Origin of the sequence: Halopseudomonas salina (assembly GCF_014637955.1) — a bacterium.
GTDB classification, from domain to species: Bacteria; Pseudomonadota; Gammaproteobacteria; order Pseudomonadales; family Pseudomonadaceae; genus Halopseudomonas; species Halopseudomonas salina.
This window is the reverse complement of sequence record NZ_BMFF01000001.1, coordinates 155255-167507: the sequence shown is the minus strand read 5'-3', so window position 1 is coordinate 167507 and position 12253 is coordinate 155255. Positions and strand designations below refer to the sequence as shown.

Sequence of the window (12253 nt, the reverse complement as noted above, 5' to 3'; positions counted from 1 at the left end):
TTTAGCGCCCTGCTCGAATGCTTATCGCATTAGCCGAGGGGCGACCGCCACGGCACTTGAGCACCCTGACCTGGCCTGCCGCATCATCGATCACCAGGCGCAACGCCGCGGGTGACGGATTTGCTGATTCAGCCAGCGGCCGATAGGCAAAAGCCAGAGTTTCGCCAGTTTCCGCGGCGACCTGGATCCGCCGCAGTGCTCGATCACCAGCGCGCTGAGGCCAACAGATTACCGCGCCAAAACAGCCCGATCGCAGGCATTGCTCTGCGGCCCACAGAGCCTGATCCCCCGCAGCATCAACCATCACCAGTTGCCGCTGATCGATCCCCGCAGCCTGCCAGGCCGGAACATAGGGGATGAAGGGCGGCGCGACCAGCATGATGCGCTCACCTGCCTGGCTCAAACGCGCCAGGGTGGGCCAGAGCAATTGTAGTTCGCCCATGCCATCGCGGGCATAAAGGATCTCGCTCAAAGCTGTATCTGGCCAGCCACCGGCGGGTAATGCCGCATCCAGAGCCGCATGCCCGGTAGGCTGAATATGGGCAGGCAAACCCGTAGGCTGGCCTTTCCAAACCTGACGCTGCTGCAACAAGGTGTCCAGAGCGACAACGGCACCCATGATCCCTACCCCACGATTACTGTATATACATACAGCATATCACCGGCAAAAACTCGGTCAACGGGATTTTGTACTGGGCAGACGGATGGCCCGACAACTCCGGTCAGAAGAAAAAATACAGAGAGGACAATTGATGACCCTGCTGGAAAGCGTGCCAAGCCAGAGCCGGGAACGAGAGCTGTTGTGCTAGCCGCGCAAGCGTGCCAGCCACTCAAGATCTTCGGGACGGGTAACCTTGATATTGTCCGAGCGGCCCTCGACCAGACGGGGCGCCTGGCCGGCATGCTCCATGGCCGAGGCCTCATCGGTGATCGACACGCCGGCAGCCAGCGCTCGGAAAAGGGCATCGTGCAAGGCGCCAAGACGAAACATCTGTGGCGTGTAAGCCTGCCAGAACAGGGAACGGTCTGGAGTGGAAGCAACCCTGCCATCAGGCCCGGCGCATTTCAGCGTATCGCGCACTGGTACCGCCAGGAGCCCGCCAACAGGATCATCAGCCAGGGTGTTGAGCAGATTGTGCAAGTCCGTCGCCGACAGATTGGGACGGGCTGCATCATGCACCAGCACCCAGTCTTCCCTGTCTGCACCTTGCTGCAAAAGCGCCAGCAGCCCGGCGAGAACCGAGTCGGCACGGTCGCGGCCGCCAACAACATGCTGGATTCGCGTGTCGCTGGCACAGGCCAGATCATCCCACCAGCGATCGACAGCCGATAAACAGACAACCAGCCCCTTGAGACCAGGCCGGTCCAGAAAACAATCAAGGGTATGTTCGATCAGAGCGCGATCGCCAAGTGGCAGATATTGTTTGGGCCGATCGGCCCGCATACGCGAGCCGATACCCGCTGCGGGAATGACCACCCAGTAAGTCACTGACGAGGTCATCAGTCGGTGCTCAGCTGAAAAAGTGTCTCACCCTCACGGATCATGCCCAACTCGTGCCGGGCACGCTCTTCAACGGTTTCCAGCCCCTGTTTCAGCTCTCTGACTTCGGCTGTCAGGACCCGGTTACGTTCGAGCAGTTGTTCATTGACCCGCGACTGCTCGGCAATTTCCTGCTTGAGCTGGGTGACATGGGCGAGACTGCCCTCGCCTACCCAGAGACGATATTGCAGCCCGGCGAGCAACAGCAACGCGACTACCCATAGCCACTTCACAGAAGGTGCCCCCCACAGTCAGCACTCAGCCGTGACAGCCCAGCCAGGGCTGCCTCCGGTATGCAACTGGCGAGTTGCGCTGTGATAGCGGCCATGGGCAGCATCACTCAGCTACGGAACTCGGCACGACCGTTGTACTTGGCCTTGCCCTGAAGCTGCTCTTCAATACGCAACAACTGGTTGTACTTGGCCACGCGGTCGGAACGGCATAGCGAGCCGGTCTTGATCTGGCCAGCCGAGGTGCCCACCGCCAGGTCGGCAATAGTGCTGTCTTCGGTTTCGCCCGAGCGATGCGAAATCACCGCAGTAAAACCGGCAGCCTTGGCCATCTGGATGGCTTCCAGCGTTTCGGTCAATGAACCGATCTGGTTGAACTTGATCAGGATGGAGTTACCAATGGACTCATCGATACCGCGCTTGAGGATCTTGGTGTTAGTCACGAACAGATCGTCACCCACCAGTTGCACCTTGTCGCCGATCTTCTGGGTCAGAATCTTCCAGCCAGCCCAGTCGGACTCGTCCATGCCGTCTTCAATGGAGATGATCGGGAATCGCTCGGTCAGGCCGGCAAGGTAGTCGGCAAAACCGGCAGCATCGAATACCTGCCCCTCTCCAGCCAGATCGTACTTGCCATCCTTGTAGAATTCGCTCGAAGCACAATCCAGCGCCAGAGTGACGTCATCACCCAGGGTGTACCCGGCATTGGCAACGGCTTCGGAGATCGCCGCCAGGGCGTCTTCGTTGGAGGCCAGATTCGGCGCGAAGCCGCCCTCATCGCCTACCGAGGTGCTCAACCCACGGGCCTTGAGCACTGCTTTGAGGTGGTGGAATATCTCGGCACCCATGCGCAATGCATCGGCGAAACTCTTGGCGCCAACCGGCTGGACCATGAACTCCTGAATATCGACGTTATTGTCAGCATGCTCGCCACCGTTGATGATATTCATCATGGGGACCGGCATGGAGTACTCGCCGGGTGTGCCGTTCAAGTCAGCAATATGCGCGTAGAGGGGAATACCCTTGGCCTGGGCAGCGGCCTTGGCGGCGGCCAGGGATACCGCAAGAATCGCGTTGGCGCCCAGGGTAGCCTTGTTCTCGGTACCGTCGAGATCGATCATCGCCCGGTCCAGACCGGCCTGGTCGGTTGCATCACGGCCCACCAGCAACTCACGAATCGGCCCATTGATATTGGCCACTGCCTTGAGCACACCCTTACCCATGTAGCGGCTCTTGTCGCCGTCACGCAGCTCCAGCGCTTCGCGCGAACCGGTGGAGGCGCCCGACGGTGCACAGGCAGTGCCAAACGCGCCACCATCCAGGGTAACGTCGGCTTCGACAGTGGGATTGCCGCGCGAATCGAGAACTTCACGACCCTTGATATCAATGATCTTTGCCATGGTTGCTGCTTGCTCCATCTAACTGAAAGACTGTGGTATGTATTCGGATCGGATGATCAGGCGGTTTCCAGCACCGGGAAACCCTTGACCAGATCATCCAGCGCCTTGAGCTGGGTCAGGAACGGCTCCAGGCGGTCCAGCCGCAATGCGCAGGGCCCATCGCACTTGGCGTTATCGGGATCCGGGTGCGCTTCAAGGAAAAGTCCGCCGAGACCCTGGCTCATGCCAGCCTTGGCCAGATCAGTGACCTGGGCACGCCGACCGCCCGCTGAGTCGCTGCGGCCACCGGGCATCTGCAATGCGTGGGTCACGTCAAAAAATACCGGATAGCCGAACTGCTTCATGATGCCAAAGCCGAGCATGTCGACCACCAGGTTGTTATAGCCAAAGCTGGACCCGCGCTCGCAGAGGATCAATTGATCGTTCCCGGCCTCTTCGCATTTGGTCAGGATATGCTGCATTTCCTGGGGCGCCAGAAACTGGGCCTTCTTGATATTGATCACCGCGCCGGTTTTAGCCATCGCTACCACCAGATCGGTCTGGCGCGACAGGAAAGCAGGAAGCTGAATGATGTCGCAGACCTCGGCCACCGGCGCAGCCTGATGGGGCTCGTGCACGTCGGTAATGATCGGCACCTTGAATGTCTGTTTGATCTCTTCAAAGATCTTCAGGCCCTCATCAAGACCGGGGCCACGGTAGGAATTGATCGAGGAGCGATTGGCCTTGTCAAAACTGGCCTTGAACACATAGGGAATGCCCAGCTTCTCGGTAACACTGACATACGCCTCGCAGATCTGCATGGCCATATCCCGGGACTCGAGCACGTTCATCCCGCCGAACAGCACAAAGGGTTTGTCGTTGGCGATTTCGATTGCGCCGACCTGGATTGTCTTGTGTTGCATCTGCTTACCTCAGCTCTTGAGTTTGTGCTGGGCCAGTGCCGCCTGGATAAAGCCGCTGAACAAGGGATGACCGTAACGCGGCGTCGAGGTGAATTCCGGGTGGAACTGGCAGGCAACAAACCAGGGGTGATCACCAACCTCGATCACCTCCACCAGAGCACCGTCGACAGAGCGACCAGTCACTTTCAATCCACCAGCCTCAAGCTCGGGCAGCAGGTTGTTGTTGACCTCATAGCGGTGACGGTGACGCTCCACTATCACGTCCTTGCCATAACAGGCGTGGGCGTTGGAACCCGGCGTGAGACTGCATTCCTGGCCACCCAGACGCATGGTGCCGCCCAGATCCGACTCTTCGGTGCGCAACTGACGATCACCGTCGGCGTTCTCCCACTCGGTAATCAGACCGACCACCGGATGGGTGGTGGTCTTGTCGAATTCGGTCGAGTTGGCGTCTGCCCAACCGAGCACACTGCGCGCGTATTCGATTACCGCCACCTGCATACCTAAACAGATGCCCAGATAGGGAATCTTGTTTTCGCGGGCGTGACGCACGGCGGCGATCTTGCCTTCCACGCCGCGCAGACCAAAGCCGCCCGGCACCAGAATCGCATCCACACCGTCCAGCAGACCAAGGCCCTTGAACTCGATCTCTTCGGAGTCGATATAGCGCATGGTGACCTTGGTCTGACTCTGTATACCCGCATGGCTCAAGGCTTCGATAAGCGACTTGTAGGCCTCGAGCAGCTCCATGTACTTGCCGACCATGGCAATGGTGACTTCCTTGTTGGGGTACAGCTTGCCGGCTACCACGCGATCCCATTCGGAGAGATCAGCCGGACCACACTGCATACCAAAGCGCTCTATAACGAAATCATCCAGACCCTGGGCATGCAGCACCGCAGGAATCCGGTAAATGGTGTCAACGTCTTCCAGACCAATGACCGCGCGCTCTTCCACGTTGGTGAACAGCGCAATCTTGCGTCTGGAAGAAAGGTCGATCGGATGATCGGAACGGCAAATCAGTACGTCGGGCTGCAGACCAATGGAACGCAGCTCCTTTACCGAATGCTGGGTCGGCTTGGTTTTGGTCTCGCCCGCGGTGGCAATATAGGGCACCAGGGTCAGATGCATGAGCATCGCACGCTTGGCGCCGACTTCGATACGCAACTGGCGAATCGCTTCGAGAAACGGCTGGGACTCGATATCTCCCACGGTACCACCAATCTCGACCATGGCGACATCAGCGTCGCCGGCACCCTTGATGATGCGGCTCTTGATCTCATCGGTAATGTGCGGAATCACCTGGATAGTCGCGCCAAGATAATCACCGCGGCGCTCCTTGCGCAGCACTTCCTCGTAGACCCGACCAGTAGTGAAGTTGTTGGCCCGGCCCATGGTCGCGGAAATGAAACGCTCGTAATGCCCCAGATCCAGATCGGTTTCAGCGCCATCATGGGTGACAAAGACTTCACCATGCTGGAACGGACTCATGGTGCCCGGATCGACATTGATATAGGGATCGAGCTTGAGCATCGTGACTTTCAGACCCCGAGCCTCGAGGATGGCGGCCAGGGACGCAGAGGCAATGCCTTTGCCCAAAGAAGATACAACACCACCCGTGACGAAGATGTAGCGCGTCATGAAAAACCCGTTGATTGATCTGTTAAGCGGCCTTGCCGCAGGGAATAGAAGGGAGGCCGGGGGAAGCAATTGCTGATTCCCAAAGTCTCGTCAAGATGGGAAGCCAGGATACCAGACACCCCCGGATTGCTCAATCCGCAAGTGCCGCCAAAAGTGCGCTGAACCGCGCTTACAGCAGCTCAGTCTGCACTTGCTCCTCTGCCGCGTTAACACCAATGCGCAGGAACTACTCGCTTGGCTGCCAGCGTATGCTCCAATCCTCGCCCGCGTGTTGGCGAAGATAGGCTTCATTGTTCCAGCGGCCACCTATAGAAACCAGCTCCTCGCGGTGGTAAATCAGGGGAATTCTGGCTCGTAACCAGGTCGGCAAACCGGCCTCTTGCAGCAGATGCTTGAGCGACTGCGTGGGCCTGCCCGCTAGCCGGATCACTTCACCGCCCTGGCGATAGCGCACAACCCATTCTGCCAGATCATCCGGCGTGACTGCCGGCAGATGAACCAGAAGCGCACCGTTACGGGGGGTGAGCAAGACTTTTCCACTGGACTGGATCGATTGCCCATCCATGTACGGGGCATCAGAAACCGGCAACAGCCACAACCGACCTGACGACCGGCATAGCCTCCCCTCTTCCAGTTCGAGGACAGGCTGGCTATCGCTCGCACCATGGAGTTGCTGATCAAGCTCTTGCAGCCGACGCTGCGACAGCCTGCACCCATGAACCCTTAGCCAGTAGCGCAGCACATTGTTACGCCGCGCAGTAGACAGATCCATCAATCCCGCAACCGACAGACTAGGCCGGTCAGCTAACCAGGGGTCTTCAAGGCCGGCAGCCAACAACTGCATATCCTCCTCGGCACGCTCATCAAGCACCTCGTTTGCCTCACGAACATGTCGGGCGAGGGTCAGCAGGCTGTTATCGATGGCTGGCCATCCCTGCCGCAGGGTCGGTAGCAGGTTATGCCGCAGCGCGCTGCGGGCAAAACGAGGATCATGGTTGGCCGGATCTTCTACCCAGGTGAGCTCACGGCCCCTGGCCCATAGCTGTAATTCACTGCGGGGCTGGTCGAGCAAGGGTCTTATGAGCTTCCCCCTGTCCAATATGCGGCTCGCCGGCATACCCGCCAGACCGCGCAGACCAGTGCCGCGCAGCATCCTGAACAACAAGGTTTCCAACTGATCCTCACAGTGATGGGCAAGCAGAAGGCAGTCGCTAGTGTCCATATGGCGGGCAAAAGCGGCGTAGCGGGCGTCACGGGCCTGGGCCTCGATGCTTGCGCCCGCAGCCAGTTGAACCCGCTCGACAGTCAGTGGTACCTGCCTGGCCTCGCATTCCCGGACACAGTGCTCCGTCCAGCTATCAGCATCAGGATGCAGGCCGTGGTGGACGTGAATGGCTCGCAGAGGGGGCAATGGATGCTCGCGGCCCAGATCGACCAGTGCGTCGAGCAGTACCATTGAGTCCATACCACCGGACAACCCCAACCACCAGGTCGGAGCATCCGTGCAGGGCAGCAACTGCCTGAGCAGCTCCTGCGTGGAGAACATCTACTTCAGACCAAATGCCATCAGGCGCTCATAACGGCGCTCGAGCAGCTCTTCGGCCGGTAAAGCCTCAAGGGCATCGAGCTCAACCAGCAACTGCGCCTTGATGCGGGCTGCCATTTCTTCAGGCTTGCGATGTGCACCACCCAGAGGCTCGGCAATCAGGTTGTCGACCAGCTTGAGCTCTTTCAGGCGCTCGGCAGTTATACCCATGGCCTCGGCGGCGTCAGCGGCCTTCTCGGATTTTTTCCAGAGTATAGAGGCGCAACCTTCTGGAGAGATGACCGCGTAAGTGGAGTACTGCAGCATCATCAAGCGATCGCATACACCGATAGCCAATGCACCGCCTGATCCACCTTCACCAATGACAGTGGCAATAATGGGCGTCTTCAACCGCGCCATGATCTGCAGGTTCCAGGCAATAGCTTCACTCTGCCCACGCTCCTCGGCGTCGATACCCGGGTAAGCACCCGGCGTGTCGATAAAGGTCAACAGCGGCATATTGAAGCGCTCGGCCATCTGCATCAACCGACAGGCCTTGCGATAGCCTTCAGGCTTGGGCATGCCAAAGTTGCGGCGGACCTTTTCCTTCACGTCGCGTCCCTTCTGATGCCCGATCACCATTACCGGCCGGCCATCCAGTCGCGCAATACCACCAACAATCGCGGCATCATCAGCAAAATGCCGGTCGCCATGCAGCTCTTCGAAATCGGTAAAAATCTCTCTGATGTAATCCAGCGTGTAGGGGCGCTGGGGATGACGCGCCATCTGGGCGATCTGCCAGCTGCTCAGGTTGCCGAAGATGCTTTCGGTCAACGAACGGCTTTTGTCCTGAAGACGGGAGATCTCGTCAGTAATATTCAGGGAGTTGTCGCTGCCTACCAGCCGCAGCTCCTCAATCTTGGCCTGCAGATCGGCTATCGGCTGTTCGAACTCCAGGTATTTCTGGCTCTTGCTCATAAGCATCCATCATCCACGTGGGCCCTGCGACAGGGCGTACGATTTTTGCATTACCTTAAGGGATTGGCGGCCCGGCGTCGAGCCACCCCTTCAGGCTTGTTATCTATAGTGCAGGGAGACGCTGTCTTTGCCCAACTGGTCACGCAATCCCTGAACCAGATCATCCGCTGGCTCAACCCGCCAGGTCTCACCCAGACGCAGCTCCGCAGCCGCATCGGGCCGCTGCAGGTCCACGGTCACTGCGCAATTTCCCGGGTGTTTCTGCAAAAGACCAGCAATCTGGCCCAGGCTTTCCGGACCATGGCGGGTGGTATCCAGACTGATCCGCACACTGTCGAGCAAGGTGGTGCGTGCATCTTCGAGACTCATTACCCGCTTGACACGCATCCGCAGACCGCCGGAAAAATCGTCCTGTGACACCTCGCCCTCGACTACCAGCAATGCATCTTTCTGCAGTAACGCCTGGGACGACTGATAGGCCTCTGCATAGAGGGATACCTCGATACGGGAAGAACGGTCGTCGAGCGTAACGAAGCCCATCTTGTCACCGCGCTTGCTTTTCATCACCCGCAGATCGAATACCAGGCCGGCAATGGTTTGACTGTCCCGCGAGGGCTTGAGATCAATGATGCGCTGGCGGGCAAAACGCCGTATCTCTTTCTCATACTCATCAATCGGGTGCCCGGTCAGATACAGGCCGAGGGTTTCTTTCTCACCACGCAGGCGCTCCTTGAAAGACCATTCCCGCGCCCGACGATAGGCTTCATACACGTCACGCTCGGTGGAGGGCCCGAGCAATTCGCCAAACAGGTCGCCATGACCACTGTCAGCGCTTTTGGCAGTCTGCTCGGCCGAAGCGATAGCCTCTTCCATTGCCGCCATCAATGACGCGCGATTACGATCAATCTGTTTGAGAAAGACCTGGTGATCGGTATCGAAAAAGGGGCCCAGGCTGTCCAGGGCTCCAGAGCGAATCAAGGCTTCCATGACCCGCTTGTTGATGCGCTTGAGATCTACCCGTGCGCAGAAATCGAACAAATCAATAAAGGGTCCACCCTCACGGCGCTTCTCCACGATGGTTTCGACCGGGCCTTCACCTACACCCTTGATGGCGCCAAGACCATACACCACGTCACCTTCATCATCGACAGTGAACTTGTACTCGGAGATATTCACATTCGGCGATTTGAGGCGCAGCTTCATGCTGCGACACTCTTCAATCAGCGTCACCACCTTGTCGGTGTTGTGCATATCCGCTGACAACACCGCAGCCATGAAGGGAGCCGGGTAGTGCGCTTTCAACCACGCGGTTTGGTATGACACCAGACCATAGGCAGCGGAGTGCGACTTGTTGAAGCCGTAACCCGCAAACTTTTCCACCAGATCGAAGATGTTTCCCGCAAGATCTGCATCAATATTGTTGTTTTCACAGCCTTCCAGAAAGACCTGACGCTGCTTGGCCATTTCTTCGGGCTTTTTCTTGCCCATCGCCCGGCGCAGCATGTCGGCGCCGCCCAGCGTATAGCCAGCCATCACCTGTGCGATCTGCATCACCTGTTCCTGGTACAGGATGATGCCGTAGGTCGGCCCGAGCACCGGCTTGAGGCTGTCCAGCTGATAGTTGGGATGCGGGTAGGAGAGTATCTCGCGGCCGTGCTTACGATTGATAAAATCGTCGACCATCCCCGACTGCAGCGGGCCGGGCCGGAACAGGGCCACCAGTGCGATCAGATCCTCCAGGCAATCGGGCTTGAGCTTCTTGATCAGCTCTTTCATACCCCGCGATTCCAGCTGGAATACGGCGGTGGTCTCGGCCTTCTGCAACATCTTGTAGGTCGGTTGATCGTCGAGCGGGATAAAGTTGATGTCCAGCGGCTCGCCACCGGTCTTGGCGCGCACGCGATTGACCGTGTCCATCGCCCAGTCGATGATCGTCAAGGTGCGCAGGCCGAGAAAGTCGAACTTGACCAGGCCGGCGGATTCCACATCATCCTTGTCGAACTGGGTCACCAGGCCGCCGCCCGCTTCGTCGCAATACAGTGGCGAAAAGTCGGTCAGCTTGGTCGGTGCTATCACCACGCCACCGGCGTGCTTGCCGACGTTTCGGGTTATACCCTCAAGCTTGAGGGCCATGTCCCAGATTTCCTGGGCCTCTTCGTCATTGGCCAGAAAATCGCGGAGTATCTCTTCCTGCTCGAAGGCTTTGGCCAGCGTCATGCCGACTTCAAACGGGATCATCTTCGACAGCTTGTCGGCCAGCCCGTAGGATTTACCCTGCACCCGCGCGACGTCGCGCACTACTGCCTTGGCGGCCATGGTGCCGAAGGTAATGATCTGTGATACCGCGTTACGTCCGTATGTCTGGGCAACATACTCGATCACCCGGTCGCGCCCTTCCATACAGAAGTCGACGTCAAAGTCGGGCATCGATACCCGTTCGGGATTGAGGAAGCGCTCGAACAGCAGGTCATACTGCATGGGATCAAGATCGGTAATCAGCAGCGAATACGCAACCAGTGAGCCTGCCCCGGAGCCACGACCCGGACCTACTGGAACGCCGTTATTCTTGGCCCATTTGATAAAGTCCATCACGATCAGGAAGTAACCGGGAAACTCCATCTGGATGATGATATCCAGCTCGAAATTCAGCCGGTCGATATACACCTGACGGCGCTGATCGTAGTTTTCCGAGTCAGGAGGCAGTACGACCTTGAGGCGCTCTTCGAGGCCTTCGAAGGAGACCTTACGGAAGAAATCGGCTTCGGTCATACCATCAGGCGTGGGGAATGCGGGCAGGAAGTTTTTGCCCAACTGAACGTCAATGCTGCACCGTTTGGCAATCTCGACGCTGTTGGCCAAGGCTTCAGGTATGTCACTGAACAGCTCGGCCATTTCTTCCGGCGTTTTCAGATACTGCTCTTCGCTGTACTGCCGAACCCGGCGCGGGTCATCCAGGGCGCGGCCTTCGCCGATGCACACGCGGGTTTCGTGGGCTTCGTAGTCTTCGCGCTTGATAAAACGCACGTCGTTGGTTGCTACCACCGGGCAGTCGTGCTTGACGGCGAGGTCTACGGCGGCGTGAAGATATTCTTCGTCGTTGGGGCGGCTGGTACGTTGCAGCTCCAGGTAGAAGCGCCCTGGGAAGACTTGCATCCAATACTGCAGCAGTGCGTCGGCTTCCTGGGGGTTGTTGGACAGCAGCGATTGACCGATTTCTCCTTCGCGGGCGGCGGACAGTGCAATTACGTCTTCACTGGATTCGGCGACCCATTCGCGGCGGATGGTCACAACGCCGTTGCGCTGACCCTCGGTGTAACCGCGGGAAATCAATTCGGTCAGGTTCCGATACCCGTTGCGGTTCATGGCTAGCAGGCTGAGGCGGGTCAACTGGTTGTCGTCGTTGTCCCCTACCAGCCAGATGTCTACGCCGGAGATCGGCTTTATTCCGCCGGCCATGGCGGCTTTATAGAATTTGACCAGACTGCACATATTATTCTGGTCGGTCACTGCGACTGCAGGCATCCCCTGCTCTGCCACGGTCTTGATCAGCGGCTTGATCTTGACGATGCCGTCGACCAGTGAATACTCGCTGTGGACGCGCAAGTGGACGAAGGAGTGGGTCATGGTATTCCTGTTTCTGGAGGCTACTTCAAGGTTGGGATTGTAACGGTGGGTGGAGTTGGGGGCCAGCGGGCTGTCCCTTGTAGTTTTTAATTCTCCGCCTGATGGCTCTGGCGCAGCACTTCCTGAGCATCACTGCCTGGGTATTGGAGCATACCGCTCCAAGCCTGGGTCTGTCTGGCTCAGTGGTGCAGAAATGGGCTGGCAGCAGACTCGGAGTCTGTGAGCTCCCAACCTGGCAGGGTTCCGAAAGCCGCCGTGAATCCGTCCATGGAGGCTTGTCAGAAACGTCCATGTTTCAGACACTTTCTCCACCCCGCCAGGCTGTGCGCTCAACGGGCATCGGCGTGATGCTTGGTTTGCTGTCCAAGGTCAAAAGCAAAAATCTCGTGCCTGACCCAATCCCCGTCATTCTC

General features: G+C 58.3%; 9 protein-coding genes. All 9 read right to left on the bottom strand.

All coding sequences use genetic code 11. The features are described 5' to 3' along the window. Position 1 precedes the first annotated feature (1 nt). The gene (imuA, locus tag IEV54_RS00800) at positions 2 to 619 is read right to left on the bottom strand and encodes a translesion DNA synthesis-associated protein ImuA (protein WP_150277724.1); all 618 of its coding nucleotides are present in this window, start codon (positions 617 to 619) and stop codon (positions 2 to 4) included. A gap of 186 nt (positions 620 to 805) precedes the next feature. Next, a complete protein-coding gene (ispD, locus tag IEV54_RS00795; RefSeq protein ID WP_150277725.1) occupies positions 806 to 1501 on the bottom strand; it encodes a 2-C-methyl-D-erythritol 4-phosphate cytidylyltransferase in 696 nt (231 codons plus the stop codon). Then, entirely contained in the window at positions 1501 to 1791 is a 291-nt protein-coding gene (locus IEV54_RS00790; protein WP_373286415.1) for a septum formation initiator family protein, read from the bottom strand. Before IEV54_RS00790 ends, ispD begins: the two co-directional genes overlap by 1 nt. 89 nt (positions 1792 to 1880) lie before the next feature. After that, positions 1881 to 3170, bottom strand: coding sequence for a phosphopyruvate hydratase (gene eno, locus IEV54_RS00785; protein WP_150277727.1), 1290 nt, complete (start codon positions 3168 to 3170; stop codon positions 1881 to 1883). 56 nt (positions 3171 to 3226) lie between these two features. After that, positions 3227 to 4072 carry a 3-deoxy-8-phosphooctulonate synthase gene (gene kdsA / locus IEV54_RS00780; protein ID WP_150277728.1) on the bottom strand — a complete coding sequence of 282 codons (846 nt, stop codon included), beginning with the start codon at positions 4070 to 4072 and terminating at the stop codon, positions 3227 to 3229. 9 nt (positions 4073 to 4081) lie between these two features. Next, positions 4082 to 5713 (bottom strand): CTP synthase, encoded by a 1632-nt coding sequence (gene pyrG, locus IEV54_RS00775; protein ID WP_150277729.1) that lies wholly within the window; start codon positions 5711 to 5713, stop codon positions 4082 to 4084. A 226-nt stretch (positions 5714 to 5939) separates the two neighbouring features. Continuing rightward, complete coding sequence (gene tilS, locus IEV54_RS00770) at positions 5940 to 7259, bottom strand: tRNA lysidine(34) synthetase TilS (protein WP_150277730.1); 1320 nt, start codon at positions 7257 to 7259, stop codon at positions 5940 to 5942. Beyond that, entirely contained in the window at positions 7260 to 8216 is a 957-nt protein-coding gene (gene accA, locus IEV54_RS00765; RefSeq protein ID WP_150277889.1) for an acetyl-CoA carboxylase carboxyl transferase subunit alpha, read from the bottom strand. It lies immediately after the preceding gene. 99 nt (positions 8217 to 8315) lie between these two features. After that, the gene (gene dnaE, locus IEV54_RS00760) at positions 8316 to 11840 is read right to left on the bottom strand and encodes a DNA polymerase III subunit alpha (RefSeq protein WP_150277731.1); all 3525 of its coding nucleotides are present in this window, start codon (positions 11838 to 11840) and stop codon (positions 8316 to 8318) included. Between the last annotated feature and the right edge of the window lie 413 nt (positions 11841 to 12253).